General features: G+C 36.3%; 15 protein-coding genes and 1 riboswitch. Of the genes, 4 read left to right on the forward strand and 11 right to left on the reverse strand.

Annotation, left to right across the window (positions count from 1 at the left end; all coding sequences use genetic code 11):
- Nucleotides 1-47: 47 nt before the first annotated feature.
- The 3 genes from BAZO_RS06780 to BAZO_RS06790 are packed head-to-tail and all read left to right on the forward strand — an operon-like array spanning nucleotide 48 to nucleotide 2,327.
- Nucleotides 48-746 (forward strand): polyphosphate polymerase domain-containing protein, encoded by a 699-nt coding sequence (locus tag BAZO_RS06780; protein ID WP_003330619.1) that lies wholly within the window; start codon nucleotides 48-50, stop codon nucleotides 744-746.
- A 20-nt stretch (nucleotides 747-766) separates the two neighbouring features.
- A complete protein-coding gene (locus BAZO_RS06785) occupies nucleotides 767-1,450 on the forward strand; it encodes a DUF4956 domain-containing protein (protein ID WP_003330620.1) in 684 nt (227 codons plus the stop codon).
- Nucleotides 1,451-1,475: 25 nt separating this feature from the next.
- Nucleotides 1,476-2,327: a DUF4405 domain-containing protein gene (locus BAZO_RS06790; RefSeq protein ID WP_003330621.1), complete on the forward strand. Its 852-nt coding sequence runs from the start codon at nucleotides 1,476-1,478 to the stop codon at nucleotides 2,325-2,327.
- A 47-nt stretch (nucleotides 2,328-2,374) separates the two neighbouring features.
- Here the strand turns inward: BAZO_RS06790 and BAZO_RS06795 are convergent, their stop codons facing one another.
- The 9 genes from BAZO_RS06795 to BAZO_RS06835 all read right to left on the reverse strand — a co-directional run bounded on the left by BAZO_RS06795 (nucleotide 2,375) and on the right by BAZO_RS06835 (nucleotide 10,923).
- Nucleotides 2,375-3,109 (reverse strand): amino acid ABC transporter ATP-binding protein, encoded by a 735-nt coding sequence (locus BAZO_RS06795; protein ID WP_003330622.1) that lies wholly within the window; start codon nucleotides 3,107-3,109, stop codon nucleotides 2,375-2,377.
- A gap of 21 nt (nucleotides 3,110-3,130) precedes the next feature.
- Nucleotides 3,131-3,913, reverse strand: coding sequence for an amino acid ABC transporter permease (locus BAZO_RS06800; RefSeq protein WP_003330623.1), 783 nt, complete (start codon nucleotides 3,911-3,913; stop codon nucleotides 3,131-3,133).
- Nucleotides 3,914-4,033: 120 nt separating this feature from the next.
- The gene (locus BAZO_RS06805) at nucleotides 4,034-4,897 is read right to left on the reverse strand and encodes a transporter substrate-binding domain-containing protein (protein WP_003330624.1); all 864 of its coding nucleotides are present in this window, start codon (nucleotides 4,895-4,897) and stop codon (nucleotides 4,034-4,036) included.
- A 152-nt stretch (nucleotides 4,898-5,049) separates the two neighbouring features.
- A riboswitch (Lysine riboswitch) is annotated at nucleotides 5,050-5,233 on the reverse strand.
- Nucleotides 5,234-5,375: 142 nt separating this feature from the next.
- Nucleotides 5,376-6,656 (reverse strand): cation:dicarboxylate symporter family transporter, encoded by a 1,281-nt coding sequence (locus tag BAZO_RS06810; RefSeq protein ID WP_003330625.1) that lies wholly within the window; start codon nucleotides 6,654-6,656, stop codon nucleotides 5,376-5,378.
- Nucleotides 6,657-6,790: 134 nt separating this feature from the next.
- On the reverse strand, nucleotides 6,791-7,678 hold the full coding sequence (locus tag BAZO_RS06815; protein ID WP_039957131.1) for a response regulator: 888 nt from the start codon (nucleotides 7,676-7,678) through the stop codon (nucleotides 6,791-6,793).
- 10 nt (nucleotides 7,679-7,688) lie between these two features.
- A complete protein-coding gene (locus BAZO_RS06820; protein WP_003330627.1) occupies nucleotides 7,689-8,963 on the reverse strand; it encodes a sensor histidine kinase in 1,275 nt (424 codons plus the stop codon).
- Between the two features lie 56 nt (nucleotides 8,964-9,019).
- The gene (locus BAZO_RS06825; RefSeq protein ID WP_003330628.1) at nucleotides 9,020-9,274 is read right to left on the reverse strand and encodes a GlsB/YeaQ/YmgE family stress response membrane protein; all 255 of its coding nucleotides are present in this window, start codon (nucleotides 9,272-9,274) and stop codon (nucleotides 9,020-9,022) included.
- A gap of 124 nt (nucleotides 9,275-9,398) precedes the next feature.
- On the reverse strand, nucleotides 9,399-9,722 hold the full coding sequence (locus BAZO_RS06830; protein ID WP_003330629.1) for a BC1872 family protein: 324 nt from the start codon (nucleotides 9,720-9,722) through the stop codon (nucleotides 9,399-9,401).
- Nucleotides 9,723-9,906: 184 nt separating this feature from the next.
- Complete coding sequence (locus BAZO_RS06835) at nucleotides 9,907-10,923, reverse strand: threonine aldolase family protein (protein WP_003330630.1); 1,017 nt, start codon at nucleotides 10,921-10,923, stop codon at nucleotides 9,907-9,909.
- Between the two features lie 356 nt (nucleotides 10,924-11,279).
- Here BAZO_RS06835 and BAZO_RS06840 point away from each other — a divergent pair, with 356 nt between their 5' ends.
- The gene (locus tag BAZO_RS06840) at nucleotides 11,280-12,764 is read left to right on the forward strand and encodes a sigma-54 interaction domain-containing protein (RefSeq protein ID WP_003330631.1); all 1,485 of its coding nucleotides are present in this window, start codon (nucleotides 11,280-11,282) and stop codon (nucleotides 12,762-12,764) included.
- A gap of 52 nt (nucleotides 12,765-12,816) precedes the next feature.
- On the opposite strand, the gene BAZO_RS06845 is transcribed toward BAZO_RS06840, so the two are convergent.
- Nucleotides 12,817-13,725 (reverse strand): DMT family transporter, encoded by a 909-nt coding sequence (locus tag BAZO_RS06845; RefSeq protein ID WP_003330633.1) that lies wholly within the window; start codon nucleotides 13,723-13,725, stop codon nucleotides 12,817-12,819.
- Nucleotides 13,726-13,838: 113 nt separating this feature from the next.
- Nucleotides 13,839-15,176, reverse strand: a complete 1,338-nt coding sequence (locus BAZO_RS06850; RefSeq protein WP_003330635.1) for an MFS transporter — start codon at nucleotides 15,174-15,176, stop codon at nucleotides 13,839-13,841.
- Nucleotides 15,177-15,217 lie beyond the last annotated feature (41 nt).

Raw genomic sequence — 15,217 nt, forward strand, 5'->3', positions numbered from 1 at the left:
TGTGAATCAAGGAGTTGATCAACCTGTTAAAAAGGAGGCTTATCAGCATGAAAACTATGAGTTTAAATGGTGTCCAAGGTCGACATGAATTAAAACATGAGATTACTCAGATGGATTGTTATCTGCTTAGCAGTAAATTGAAACATGTGATGGAAATCGATCCCCATGCCGATCACGATGGAAAGTATCTGATTCGTAGCGTTTACTTTGATAATTTTGATAATAAAGTTTTAACTCAGAAAAAAGAAGGGTATTTTGATCGCGATAAATTTCGCGTAAGGCTTTATGACTATAACACTGGCTTATTAAACTTAGAGAAAAAAAGTAAAAGGAATAATCTAACATTCAAGCAAAAATGCCGAATAACAGCGGAAGAGTATGAACAAATCCGTGTTGATAACATCGCATGGATGGAAAATGATTCGAGATCTCTTATGAGGGACTTATATGTTCAAATGAGCTTATTTCAACTAAAACCAATAACCGTTGTTGATTATGAAAGAGAAGTTTTTATTTACAAATACGGAAATGTCCGTATTACTTTTGATAGTTCGATTAAAACAAGCATCCGCAATAATGACGTATTAAACCCTACGATTCCGATGATTGAAACAAATCCGAATATAGTGGTACTGGAAGTGAAGTATGATGAGTATTTACCAACTGTGATTAAACAATTGCTTCAGGTTGGTGACCGCCAAAAAGGAGCCTATTCAAAATATCAAATTAGCAGAATGTATGGGTAACTACCAAGGAGGAATAAAGAATGGAACAACTTAATTTTACTGATATATTCAAATCTAGTTTTTTAGAGAAAACAAGCGGTTTTTCAATAATCGATTCACTTATCGGGTTATTAACAGCCTTTTTAATTGGATTATTCATTTATTTTGTCTATAAGAAAACCTTCTCAGGTGTCATTTACTCTCACACTTTTAATATTTCGTTAATTGTGATGTCTATGGCTACCGCTCTAATTATTATGGGAATCTCCTCTAATATTCTGTTATCCCTTGGAATGGTAGGAGCTCTATCCATTGTTCGTTTTAGGACGCCTATTAAAGATCCTATGGATATCGTTTATATTTTCTGGGCGATTGTTTCCGGCATTTTATGTGGTGCAGGCTTTATTCCACTTGTCATTATCGGGTCCATTTTAATCGGCATAGTCCTACTTGTTTTTATTAATCACATTTCTATTCGAAATCCTTATTTGTTAGTGATTAAATATACTGACGCTGCTATCGAAAAATCGCTGAGTCATATTATTGCTGAAAATTCAAAGAAACATTGTATTAAATCTAAATCTGTTTTTCCAGGCAATAATTACGAAGTAACCTATGAAGTTCGAATTAAAGATGAAGAAATGAACTTTATAAATAATATTTCTAATATTGAAGGTGTTTCATCTGCGGTTATGTTAAGTTATGATGGCAATTTCACTGCTTAAATAGTTATAAGAAAGGGTCCTGAAAATGAAAAAGAGCAATTACGTTAAGTTTGGTTTAGATATAATTATGGCTGTTATTTTCGTCTTATTTTTTAACAAAAGAGTATTAGGAGGATTAGCATTTCACGAAATTGCTGGTATTGCAATTGCCGCGACCTTCTTCACTCATGTATTACTCAATTGGACATGGGTGAAAAAAGTGACAATGAAATTGTTTGATCGAAATTTACCTTTTAAAACAAAATTAGGCTGCTTTTTAAATGTACTTCTGCTAATTTCAATGGCCTTTATCATTATCAGTGGTATTTTAGTATCAAAAGTTGTTTTTCCAAACATTGATATCGGAAATGACCGATGGTTTGAAATGTCTCATATCACCATTTCATTTTTAGTGCTTATTTTAGTGGCAGTGCACGTTGGCTTGCATTGGAATTGGATTATGAATGTTTTAAAAAAAATCTTTTCAATAAAAGCTCCCATACCCTTATTTAGTTTATTAGTTAAATTCGCAACTGTCGCATTACTAGTGTTTGGTGGATATCAAATATTCTCATCTAATTTCATCATGCATTTACAAGGGGTTCCAGGAATATTTGATTCATCTTCTTCACATTTTGAAGGAGAAGAACATTTTGAAAGATTCAACAATTCAGAGGGAGATCAAAAATGGGCTGATCACCAATTCGATAGGCATCTAGCTCAAGATGGTGAGCGTGGCTTCAAAAGAGGGAATCGTCATTTTGAGAGCGTAAATCCACTTGGTGTTATTGGCACGTATTTTAGCATAATGTCGGTATTTATTATTATCACTTATTATCTTGATAAAATTGCAACCAGAAAAAGACGGAGTGCAGTCGATACTGGTGCAAAGCTGTAATACCGAAGACACAAAAGCCGAGGAATAAGTTCCTCGGCTTTTAATCATTATTTTAACGTACGTTTTAAGAATTCCTTTGTCCGCTCATGTTTTGGATTGTTAAAAATTTGTTCTGGATGTCCTTCTTCGGCAATAACTCCTTTGTCCATAAAGACAACACGGTCAGATACTTCTCGTGCAAACTCCATTTCATGGGTCACAATTAACATTGTAAGCCCTAATTCTGCAAGCTCCTTCATAATTTTCAGAACCTCACCAACCATTTCGGGATCCAAAGCAGACGTTGGTTCGTCAAAAAGAATCACGTCTGGCTCCATCGAAAGGGCTCTGGCAATGGCTACACGTTGTTTTTGTCCACCTGATAATTGCTTAGGTTTGGCATTAACGTATTTATCCATACCAACAACTTTTAAATACTTCATTGCGATTTTTTCTGCTTCTTCCTTTGAACGACCCAACACCTTGACTTGTCCAACAACACAATTACTTAAAACGTTGTGGTTATTAAATAAATTAAATTGTTGGAATACCATACCCAGCTTTTGACGGTAAGTAGGGATATCGTGCTTGTCATCCAAAATATTTTCACCACGATAAATGATTTGGCCGCCGCTCGGCTTTTCTAATAGATTAACACAACGAAGTAACGTTGATTTACCTGAACCTGAGGAACCGATAATACATACTACTTCACCTTTATTAACTGAAAAATCGATGTCTTTTAAAACTTCATGGGCTCCAAAGGATTTGCTTAAATGTTGAATATCAATGATCTTTTCCATCTTTTCTCCTCCTTTGCCAGCTTATTTATTACCGTCATATTTATCTGTTCGGCGAATGGCATCTTCTGCGGTTTCAACCTGCATTTGATTACCTGGCACCATCATGTAGCTATCCGGACCCTCCAGCTTTCTTTCAATAAACCGGAGAATTCTAGTAACTGTAAATGTCATGATAAAGTATAGAATACACGCCACAAAGAATGACTCAAAATAGCGGAAGTTGTTTCCCGCAATCGATTTTGTTGCGAAGAATAATTCTGATACTGAAATAACGTTCAATACTGAAGTATCTTTAATGTTGATAACAAACTCATTACCTGTTGCCGGTAGGATGTTGCGAATAACCTGTGGTAAAACAACATGTAACATGGTTTGTATATGGTTCATACCAATCGCTTGAGCAGCCTCAAATTGACCTTTATCAATTGATACAATACCACCGCGGACGATTTCAGACATATAGGCACCCGTGTTGATAGATACGATGAAAATAGCAGCGGCTACCCGGTCCATATCTACTCCTAAAGCCAAAGCTGAACCGTAGTATATAACCATTGCTTGTACGATCATTGGTGTTCCTCTGAAAAATTCGATATAAATAGAAAGAATGGCATTAATAATTTTTAATAATATTTTCTTAGAACCACGGTCCGGATTTGGGATTGTCCGGATCACACCTACTAATAAACCTATGATAGAGCCTACAATTGTACCAATAATCGAAATGTATAGCGTTATTCCAGCCCCGCGAATAAACATGGGCCAGTTTTCTGTTATTATTTTTATTACCCATTCAAAGGTCATATTTCCCCTCCTATTTTAGTCAAAACAAAAGGCTGTCTCAAGCACCCCGTACAATTGTACAGATCACCCAGCACCACTAGTTGTAGCTGGACAATTTTGAGACAACCTCTTTCCTTTTCCTTACTGTGCTGCAGGTTGATTTTTAATAGCAGCATCCATAATACTAGTACGTTCTTCTTCTGAGATACCTGCTAAGATTTCATTAATTTTTGGAGTTAATTCACTGCCTTTTGCTAAACCTACTGCGATTGCTGTGTCATCATCTGATGTATCAAATCCTTCTGTAAATTCTACGAAGGCAAATTTTTCGTTGGCAGATGAAGCACTAACAGCCTCCGGACGTTCTGAAACGTAACCATCGATAATTCCTGATTCAAGAGCAACCCTCATCGCCGGGAAATTATCCATTGCAGGCTGTTTTTTAACACCGTCAATTTGATCAATAACTGAATAGTGGAATGTATTTAATTGTGCTGTTACTTTAGCACCATTAAAGTCCTGGATTGAAGTAGCGCTTTCATACTTCCCACCTTTTTTAACGACCATTACTAAATCTGATTTATAGTAGTTATCTGAGAAGTCGATTGTCTCTTTACGTTTGGCTGTTGGTGACATACCCGCAATAATGGCATCGATTTTTCCTGATGTTAAAGCAGGCACAAGTCCATCCCATTCAGTTTTAACAATCACTAATTTTTTCCCTAAACCTTCAGCTAGTTTCTTTGCAATTTCCACATCATACCCGCCTGCAAACTCTGCAGCACCATCTATCGGAACAGCACCATTAGAATTATCCATTTGAGTCCAGTTAAACGGCGCATACCCTGCTTCAAGTCCTACTTTAAAAGTCCCGCCATTTGTAGCTGCTGAATCTGGAGCTCCCGTATTTTCATTCTCAGCTGCTTTATTACCTGTCCCACAGCCAGCCAAAAGAAGCATTACTGAAAGTGAAATGGCAAATAATAATGATAAACTTTTTCTCATACTTTTCCCCTCCTGTAAAATACTTGTATTTACCCTTTTTAAGTATACTAAATTATTACTACTAATTGGAAACTTTAAAGCATAAAAATAATAAAGACCTGAGATAAACTCAGGTCGTAGTAAGCAGATTACCCAAATTCCTCTCTGTTTCCCAATGAGATAGCACACCTCAATAAACCGGGACGTTTATTGAGACAGTCCTGCAGATATTAACTGCAGACCCAACAAGTAATAAATGAGGTTCATTACAAGTTTCGGCGACATTTCCTTCTCTGTAGTTTCATGGCTCCTCGGGCTCCTCTATAGACTGTTAAATATCGCACCTCTACCCCACTGTTTGAAAAGTGAGGTCATTATTTAATTGTTTTATACTATATTTATATATTATTCTTTCAAAATTGTCAACTTTCAATCATTTAGCTGTTTTTCCCAAAAATAAAACCGGCACCCAATTTTAGTGCCAGTTTTATCTTAATTATTAAGCTGCATTTTTAATGGAAGCATAGTATTGTTCTTTCTTCGTATTGTCGAAACGACCTTCCCATTTTGACATAACGATTGCAGCAAGAGAGTTACCACAAACGTTTACAACTGTACGTGCCATATCAAGAAGTCTGTCAACCCCAGCAATAAAAGCAAGTCCTTCTAATGGAATTCCTACTGTTCCTAGAGTTGCTAAAAGTACTACGAATGATACGCCCGGTACACCTGCAATACCTTTAGATGTAACCATTAATACTAATATTAATGTAATTTGTTCACTAATGCTAAGATTGATACCGTACATTTGCGCGATAAAAATAGCGGCAAGCGCTTGATATAATGTTGAACCATCAAGGTTAAAGGAATATCCAGTTGGGACAACAAAAGAAACAATATCTTTTGGACAACCGAACTTTTCCATTTTTTCTATTATTTTTGGTAACACTGTTTCAGAACTTGATGTGGAATATGCCAAAATTAGCTCTTCTTTTAACACTGTGAAAACATGGAATATATTAATACCAACTATTTTAGCTATACCGCCTAGCACCACTAAAATAAAGAATGCCATTGTTACATAAACAAGGATCATCAATTTTCCAAGTGGAACTAAAGATGCTAAACCAAATTTAGAAACTGTAACACCGATTAAACCGAATACACCAAATGGAGCAAACTTCATAACAAAGTTTGTTACCCAGAACATGGCATCTGCTACACCCTCGAAGAATGCAAGCACTGGTTTTCCTTTTTCACCAATTGCTGCTACCCCTAATCCGAATACTACTGAGAAAAAGATAATAGCTAGCATATTGCCATTTGCCATTGCTGATATAACGTTTGTTGGAACTATGCCTACTACAATGTCTAATATACCATGACCTTGACCTGAAACTTGTTCAGTTGTTTCAACATAGCTACCTATATCTGTTTTTGTAAGTTCAGACATATCGATGCCTGCACCAGGTTGGAAAATATTCGCAGACAATAACCCAACTAGAATTGCAATTGTTGTAACAATTTCAAAGTAAATTAGTGTTTTACCACCAAGTTTACCCAACTGTTTAAGGTCGCCAGTTCCTGCTACCCCAATAACTAGTGTAGAAACGATAATTGGAACTACGATCATTTTAATCATATTAAGGAAGATAGTTCCTAGTGGCTTTAAGTAAGTATCAATCGCTGGGTTTCCATAAAAGATTGCACCTACGACAATACCTAGAATTAAACCTACCAAAATTTGATAAGCAAGAGGAAATTTAAATTTTTTCTTCATTAATAGTCACCCCTTTTTTCGTATAGAAAACGCTTACTACATAAATGAGTTCGCTTACATACTCAGTTTAAGGGTAACCTATTAAATCCGACTTAATCCGACATAATGAATTAAAAAAATTTCCTTTTTAATTTTTAACTATGACTGAATTTTTTCATAGTTTCCACATATAATACCTGAAGAAATTTACGAATATTAATTTTGTATTTCGCCTGATCATTCCTGCCTTCCTCAATCATGATCATATGGTTTCTTACTTCTTGAAAATCAAAATAACGGGGTGCATAATATTCAAACTCAGGATTAGTATAATCAATAGCTCCTAATGAAGCTAAATTATTGATCGCGGCTTGAATTGTTCTCCGTATGCGCTGTTCAATTGCTTTACTTTCTTTAGCTATGTCCACATTAGCAGATTCACCTTTCATCGCAATTGCTTCATATAAATCCTTCAATGGTGGTAATTGGGCAGTTTTATCAGTTTGGTTCATCAAAAATTCAATAATGGCAACAATATCATCACTGCCGGCTTCACCAATAACTCCCATATCATTTAAAATGGATAAAACCGTTTCCTTTACTGTAACCTTTCTTTTAATTGTGCCAAGCCCAATTTTTGTGAGGGATTCTTGGATCGCTTGAAGGGAATCTTTAAGTTTATACTGCTCAGCCGTTCTTTTTAATATACTTTGGACCTCTACACGATTAATCGGTTTATTTATAAAAAACTCGACCCCTTTTTCATATGCTTCTGCCACCATGTCTTTATTGACAACCTGGGAGATCATAATAAATAGTCCTTTAAATCCTTCTTTTTTCAGGTATTCAATTGTTTCAATTCCGTCTAACTCCGGCATTAGAAAGTCAATCAAAACTACGTCGGGATGCATCGTAATAATGGATTTAAGACCTTTCGACCCACTTTCAGCCTCTCCAATTACAACCCCAAGATCCCCTTCTGTAATAATATTCTTCAACATCATTCTACTAGCTCTATCATCATCTACAATGAAATACCGCAGTTTTAAACACTCACTTTCGCAAAATAATTGTTGGGATTTTAATTTTAAAAATAGTTCCATTTTCTGAAGTATCTACTTCAACTTGACCTTGAAGAGTATGAACAATCTCTTGTACATGGGAAAGTCCAATTCCTGTGGCAGCAACACCATGATCATTGAATTTTGTTGTATAGCCTGGTTCAAAAATAATCGGGAGATCTGCTTTTGGAATACCAGGTCCAGAATCTACAATAACAAAAAACGTATTTTCCTGCTCCTCAAATATATTTATATTTATTTCGCCTATTTCCTCAATTGCTTCAACAGCATTGGCCGTAATATTATTTAATAAAGCAAGCAGGGGAATTAGTTGAACGGTTTGATAATCAATTGAGATATTTCCTATTAAAATTATTTTCTTTTGTAAAAGCTCACTATATTTTTCATTGGCACTTATAACAAGATCCATGACATCAGATAGTGAGACAGTATTATCCATTTTCTGTTCTCCTATTTTTGTAAGTCCAGCTAATATTCGCTGGGAATCTTTTTTTACCTCATGAATTTCTTGTGCGATATGTAATGCTTGTGCACTTAATTGATTAAAATTTTCTTGCTTTAGCTTACGATAAAGATCATGACTCTCAGCTGTTATTTTTTCAATATGGTTCATTGATTTTTTTAAGTATAAGGTTTCACCATATAATTCTGAGCCGACCTTTAACAGCTCCTCTACTCTTTTTTTCTGTTCGGAAACGGTGATGGACCCATATAATCCTACTACAAAGTAGCTCCTCATTATTGCAACGCCACCTAATAGTGCAAAATCCTTTAACCCTATACCCGGTTGATCCAATAATAAATGCCTTACGAAATGTTCAGACCCGTTTGCAATAACCTCAAATACTGACGCCCATGCACCTAATATCAAAGGAAATGTTTTATACTTTTCGATTTTAATTATATGCAAACCGAGGGCATAGATAAAATAGTATAAAAAGGCCGCAACATGCTTTAAAAAGCTTTTTGAAAACAAAACTTCATAAAGGATAAAATCCTCAATCATCCGAAAACATACGACTGTGATCCCTGTTACCACACCAATACGGATTAGTGAAACTACAGGGGGCCTAACTAGTATGAGAAGGAAAAAGGTGATACTTCCCAACCCAAAACGAAAAGCGTCCCCTTCATAAGGGACGAATCTAAATTCACCGGCAAACGTCGTCAGTAAAGCCGCAACCAATACATATAATCCATTGGCTTGATGTTGATTGTTGCTAAAAAAATTGTTTGTAATAGCCATTGATATCTCCTGTCAACGTCTTCCCTTTTCTCTTAATAATTAATATTATATACATTTCACTTAAAAAGGTCAGCAATGAGTCCAACGATAAATATTACAATAAATGATCCAACAAGCACCGGAATCAACGAAATCCCAAAAACCGTTGGGCCCCATGGTCCGAAAATCACCGTGCCTATCCATTCACCAATAAAGCCCGCTATTATTAGCCCTGCCCAACTTCCCGGCATACTAAAAGGGGATAATTTTTCGGCCACAGCAGCTATTATTAAAACAATAATGGCTGTGAGCAAAAATGAAAGAACACTCATTTAAAAAACTCCTTTTTACTATCATATGCAAGTCCTTTATTTTTGTGTTCAAGGTTGCATATGAAAACAAAAAAGGGGCTCCAATAATCGTCCTCGACTTATTGGATGCCCCTTTTCTTATTTATTAACACAAAGTACTCCACATTCTGCTACTGTCTGCAGATGAGTTTTTTTCAATGATCGAGTATGCCGCATTAGTAATTGCTTGTGCAAGCGTTTCTCCCGTACCAGTTGCATCATTAAAGCTTACCTCAGATGTTCCGTTTGTTTTGTAAGTAAATCCGAACTTTTGTAGTTTGTCTACGATCAACATTGCATGATCAAGATTTTTTTCAGGCTGGAATTCTGAATCATGGATGAAAGTGCGGCTTTCATGATCATACCATCTATCCCATCTATTTAATTTCCAACCAAAGATTCTCCGAGCGATCGCATCAATTTTATTCATTTCCGATTTCCCCTTTTCACAAAATTTTTAAAGTTTTATTTGAAATTTTGTTGTTATATAACAATTTGTTTTATTGATTTTAATTATATAACAGAAATAAAACAATTGCTACACCTTATTTCATAATTTTTCGGAAAAGCGGGACATGTGGTCGGGGGCGGGACACAGGGTCGGGAACTCCGTCTCATTTAATATCCTCAATAAAAGCAGCTACTGCTTCTTCCTTCGTTGCCCATGATGTTACTAAACGGATCGCAGAGTTTTCTGCGTCAACCTTTTCCCAAATATGAAAATCATATTTATTTTGAAGCTCACTAATCACCGCATTAGGCAAAATCGGAAAAATTTGATTGGATGGTGAATCCGTTAAAAAGCTAATATGGGCTCCGGCAAGTTCCTCTTTAAGTTTGTCTGCCATCTTATTTGCATGGGAGGCTAGTTCAAAGAACAAATCGTCCCTGAATAGCTCCAGAAATTGGATTCCTACTAGTCGGCCTTTCGCTAGGATCGCTCCTCTTTGCTTCATATAAAAACGAAAATCATCTTTTAGTGAATCATGGCAAATAACTAAAGCCTCACCAAGAAGTGCACCATTCTTTGTTCCACCAATATAAAATGCATCAACTAGCCAAGGGAGGTCGCTTATTTGTACATCATTTTCTTTGGAGCAAAGAGCGGACCCCAGTCTCGCACCATCCATAAACAAAAGAAGGTTGTTCTCATCACAAAAGGCTCTTAATTGCTCAAGTTCGTTCTTTTTATAAATCGTACCTATTTCAGTAGAATTGGATATGTAAACAAGCTTCGGCTTCACCATATGCTCATCTGTATGAGCATCAAGTACATCCCGCAAATGAGAAGGATTCAATTTTCCATCCGCTACATCGACCGTTACTATTTTGTGACCCGTAGCCTCAATCGCGCCTGTTTCATGTGTATTGATATGTCCTACACTAGCTGCTATGGCAGCCTCATGTGGTCTTAGAAATGCTGATAAAGCAGTAAGATTCGTTTGCGTTCCCCCTGTCAACAGATGGATATCTACGTCACTCCGTTCGATTTTTTTCTTAATCAGCTCTGCTGCCTCAAGGGAATATCGATCCAATCCATAACCCTCTAACTGTTCAAGATTTGTTTCCACTAATGCTTGTAAAATTCTTGGATGCGTACCTTCACTGTAATCATTCTTAAAACTGTACATTCGTAAGCCTCCGTTTACATTATTTTCATAAAGTTTTTTATTAATTTATCGTACCACATTTAGGTTACACAGAAAGAGTTTGTCTTAAATTTTTTATGAATGCTATGATACGATCATTCTTCAAATCCAAAGTTTATTTCACCTATGTAGTGAACAAATTGGACACTGGAGGTGCTGCAATTGATTGCGTCGTATATTAAGTGTCCTACCAAATTTCACAAATAAGTTAGAATTTCAGGATTTACAAAGTAAAATGGGTAGTAAAATTATTATGTTGCTAAAATTAAAGAGATTTAAAATTGCTAGAGTCTAAGTAATTTTTAAAAATAATAAAATGTCTTGAAGGAGATATAGAAATGGCCAAAGATGTAATCACCAAACCTCTAGTGGAGTTAAATAAACCTAAAAAAAGTTGCAAAGATATTTGTGCTGAATTCGAATTGGTTATTAATTCTTTAGATTGTTTGAGTGATTGTTATTTTTCAATAGTCGATGCAACAGGTAAAATTGTGTTCATATCAAAAGAATTTGAAAAATTTGACGGCTATAAAACCAGTGATATTTTAGGAAGAAATGTATTGGATGTATACAATTTAGGAGAACAAAATAGTGTGCATATGATAGCAATTCATGAAAGACGGATCATGAAGAATACGCTATTAAGGTACTCTGCAGCAAATGGTAAAATTGTTGAGCTCATAATGGATATATACCCAGTTTTTTCTGAACAAGAGGTAATTGGTTCTGTTGCAATTAGCCGGGATACAAGCAAAATAAAAGAGCTTACAGATAAATTATCACAACTCCAAAAAGCCCTGTATCACCAAATGCAGAAAACGAACAATAACGGAACCCAGTTTTGTTTTGACGACATTATCGGATCCGGCGAAAGATTGCAAAGAGTTATTAATAATGCAAAAAAAATGGCTAGTTCAGAATCAAGAATTATGATATTAGGAGAAACAGGAACAGGAAAGGAACTCTTTGCCCAAAGTATCCATAACTTCAGTTCAAGAGCTGCTGAACCTTTTATCGCAGTAAACTGCTCCGCCATACCCGATACTTTATTAGAGAGCATCTTATTTGGAACAACGAAAGGTGCATTTACAGGTGCCATGGATAAAGCTGGACTGTTTGAAGAAGCAAAAAATGGCACACTCTTTCTTGATGAGCTTAATTCAATGAGTATCGTTCTTCAGGCTAAATTATTGAGAGCGCTGGAAACAAATCGAATTCGCAGGGTTGGTGGCAACAAAGAAATACCTGTAAACCCCCGAATTATTAGTGCTATGAATATAGATCCAATCGAAGCCATTGAAACTGAAAAACTAAGAAGTGATTTTTATTATAGGCTTGCTGTGGTCACTTTAGATATTCCGCCTTTACGGGACAGAAAAGAGGATATTACCACTTTATCTTGGTGTTATATTAAAAAGTATAACAAAATCTTAGGTAGAAAAATTGACAAGATTTCTGATGAAGTAGTTCAAATGATGGAAAGTTATAACTGGTCAGGAAACGTTCGTGAATTAAGCCATTGTATTGAACATGCAATGAACATTATTGATCCTAACGATACTTCCTTGCAGGCTCGGCATTTACCTCCTTTCCTTCAGGACAAGACACTCAAGAAAAATATACCACCGATCAATGTCTCGAAATTTAATGATTATAAACAAATGATGCAACAGGTTGAAAAGGATATTTTGACAGAAGCATTGAAAAGAAATAACGGCAATATCAACCAAACTGCTAAGGAGTTTAATCTATCAAGACAATGCTTGCATTATAAATTAAAGCGTTTAGATATTGATGTACAGCATGAGATTCATATTGAATAACTCCCCAATCGTATTAGCAAAAAACATGCTGGTACGATTTTTTTATTTTAAATTACTTATTCGCTTTTTCACGGGTGACGTAATCTTTAGCTAGATTTGAATATCCAATCAGAATAACAGCAGAAATAATCATTATACACCCCATCGATGTTTGCCAACTTAGTGGTTCATCTAAAATGAAAATACCCGCCACCAGACTAACCACCGGTTCAAATGTACTAAGTATAGAAGCATTGATTGATCCAATACTTTGTACACCTTTTATAAAGAAAATCATTGCCATAGAAGAACAAAAAAAGCTTAACAAAGTTACATAAAAAAAGCCTTTTAATGTAATCGGTAGCATCATTGACCAATTCCCTCTCATTAAAATGAATATCAGAAATACGAGCGATGAAATTAGGCACGAATAAAATGCTAACACTAGACTGTCCATCTTTTTTAGCTGATGATGGTTAATTAACAAAACATAAATGACAAAAAATACAGCTGAACTAATCGCAAGGGTAACGCCGCGTAGAGAAAAATTACTTCCCCCTGGACTAGCTACTAGATAGATGCCTGTCAAAGATATTACTAGGGCCATCCATTTATAACAGTTTAATTTTTCATGATAAATAAAATAAGCTAACAGCATAATAATTACTGGAAACAAGTAATGTAGCGAGGTAGCAATGCCGGAGCTTATATATTTATAAGATAATGATAGAGTAAGATTGGTGGCGATATAACCAATGAAAATCGATAAAAACAATGGTCTTATCTGTTGTTTCCTTACACGCGAATCAATCCTGCGATAGTGCATAGCTATTCGTATCATAACCGCAGCTAAACCAAAACGAAGAAAGCTAATCTCCGAAATAGAGAGGCCGGTTGCATAGGCCTGTTTGGTCCATATTGGCATAAATCCAAAAAGAGTTGCGGCAGCAATAATTAGACTCATTCCTCGAAGTTGTTTCATAAAATGGACCTCTCATAGATATTGCATAGTTTTTTGGTATCAGAGAAGCCGGTAGCTAGGAGAGAAGATCCCATTACCGGCTTTTATTTCATTTGTGTTGAATTAACAATGGTTTAAGCAAGCTTATTCTTTTTATATTTAAAATCTACAGAACTTGATTGTGCTAACGTTAATCCTTTTGTCTCAGGAGCCATCGCTATTGAAACAATCAATCCAAGCACGGAAATAGCGACCCCAATCATCATTGTTGGTCCAATGCCATGAGAAGCCATGAAAATAGGTAATGTATAAGTGGATAAGACTGTTCCTATCCGACTAAAAGCCATTGCAGCACCTACCGCCGAAGCCCTAATCTCTGTTGGAAAAAGTTCATTTGGATAAAGCCATTGCAGAATACCAGGACCGCCGGAAAAGAATGCGTATATAGCAAAGGCAGCTACGACAACCACTATATTAGCATTGGGAAAGATCCCTAAAACAGCTAATGCCATACTCATGATGGCGAAGCTCCCAATAAGCAAGGGGCGGCGTCCAATTGAATTCAGCCAGAACATAGCAGGTATGCAACCGATTAAGAAAAACATACTGATCACAATATCTCCTAAAATCACCTGTTTTCCAACACCGAATCCAAATGCACTCATAATCTGCGGGCCAAACGTATATAAACCAAACATCGGAACAACCTGACAAGCCCATATTGTTCCAACAAACAACATTCTCTTAAAATAGCCTTTTTCAAAAATCTTGCTATAGCGAGTCTTTTTTACTTCTTCTTTTTCCAATTCGATATCATCGCCAAATAACCTATGAACGATTGCCCTAGCCTCATCAGTGCGCCCTTTGCTCAGCAGCCATCGTGGTGACTCTGGCGTGCCCCATCGACCAATCAGTAAGATCACACATGGAATAAAAGCACTTCCAAGCATAAAGCGCCAACCGTCTTCAACGTCAATGAGATAATAACCAACAACATCAGCAGCGGTAGCACCGATGTACCAAACCGCCGCGATAAAGCCAATTGAAATAGCTCTGTATTTCCTTGGCGTAAATTCTGCTACTAGTGAAGTGGCAATCGGATAATCTGCCCCAATCACTATTCCGATTAAAAACCTCATTATAACGAGCTGCAAAGGAGTGGTTACAAACATGGTTGCAACAGAAATGAGCGCAATGGCAATGATATCGATGGTAAACATTTTTTGGCGTCCAACTATATCTGTTAAATAACCGAATACGGCTGTACCGATAAAAATCCCCGCCAATGCCGCTGCACCAACTAATGCATTCCAATGTGCATCTAAATGCAGTTCTGGACCCAGTTGGGCAAGGGCGACTCCTATAATAACGAGAACATAGCCGTCCAAGAATGGTCCGCCACTAGCAAAAAGGATCATTTTCTTGAGAAAAGGCGTTAACTCAAAATCATCAAGTGTTTTTTTCGTCTTCATAGTTTTTATCTCCCTTTTCCTAACCACTATCAACCTGTTTT

It is taken from the genome of Schinkia azotoformans LMG 9581, assembly GCF_000307855.1.
Lineage (GTDB): Bacteria > Bacillota > Bacilli > Bacillales > Bacillaceae_J > Schinkia > Schinkia azotoformans.

What these genes read in the sequence shown, in the direction of transcription:
- BAZO_RS06830 (WP_003330629.1), bottom strand. Translation starts at nt 9,722, where the DNA reads ATGAATAAAATTGATGCGATCGCTCGGAGAATCTTTGGTTGGAAATTA.
- BAZO_RS06780 (WP_003330619.1), top strand. Translation starts at nt 48, where the DNA reads ATGAAAACTATGAGTTTAAATGGTGTCCAAGGTCGACATGAATTAAAA.
- BAZO_RS06810 (WP_003330625.1), bottom strand. Translation starts at nt 6,656, where the DNA reads ATGAAGAAAAAATTTAAATTTCCTCTTGCTTATCAAATTTTGGTAGGT.
- BAZO_RS06835 (WP_003330630.1), bottom strand. Translation starts at nt 10,923, where the DNA reads ATGTACAGTTTTAAGAATGATTACAGTGAAGGTACGCATCCAAGAATT.
- BAZO_RS06850 (WP_003330635.1), bottom strand. Translation starts at nt 15,176, where the DNA reads ATGAAGACGAAAAAAACACTTGATGATTTTGAGTTAACGCCTTTTCTC.
- BAZO_RS06805 (WP_003330624.1), bottom strand. Translation starts at nt 4,897, where the DNA reads ATGAGAAAAAGTTTATCATTATTATTTGCCATTTCACTTTCAGTAATG.
- BAZO_RS06795 (WP_003330622.1), bottom strand. Translation starts at nt 3,109, where the DNA reads ATGGAAAAGATCATTGATATTCAACATTTAAGCAAATCCTTTGGAGCC.
- BAZO_RS06845 (WP_003330633.1), bottom strand. Translation starts at nt 13,725, where the DNA reads ATGAAACAACTTCGAGGAATGAGTCTAATTATTGCTGCCGCAACTCTT.
- BAZO_RS06840 (WP_003330631.1), top strand. Translation starts at nt 11,280, where the DNA reads ATGGCCAAAGATGTAATCACCAAACCTCTAGTGGAGTTAAATAAACCT.
- BAZO_RS06785 (WP_003330620.1), top strand. Translation starts at nt 767, where the DNA reads ATGGAACAACTTAATTTTACTGATATATTCAAATCTAGTTTTTTAGAG.
- BAZO_RS06825 (WP_003330628.1), bottom strand. Translation starts at nt 9,274, where the DNA reads ATGAGTGTTCTTTCATTTTTGCTCACAGCCATTATTGTTTTAATAATA.
- BAZO_RS06790 (WP_003330621.1), top strand. Translation starts at nt 1,476, where the DNA reads ATGAAAAAGAGCAATTACGTTAAGTTTGGTTTAGATATAATTATGGCT.
- BAZO_RS06820 (WP_003330627.1), bottom strand. Translation starts at nt 8,963, where the DNA reads ATGGCTATTACAAACAATTTTTTTAGCAACAATCAACATCAAGCCAAT.
- BAZO_RS06800 (WP_003330623.1), bottom strand. Translation starts at nt 3,913, where the DNA reads ATGACCTTTGAATGGGTAATAAAAATAATAACAGAAAACTGGCCCATG.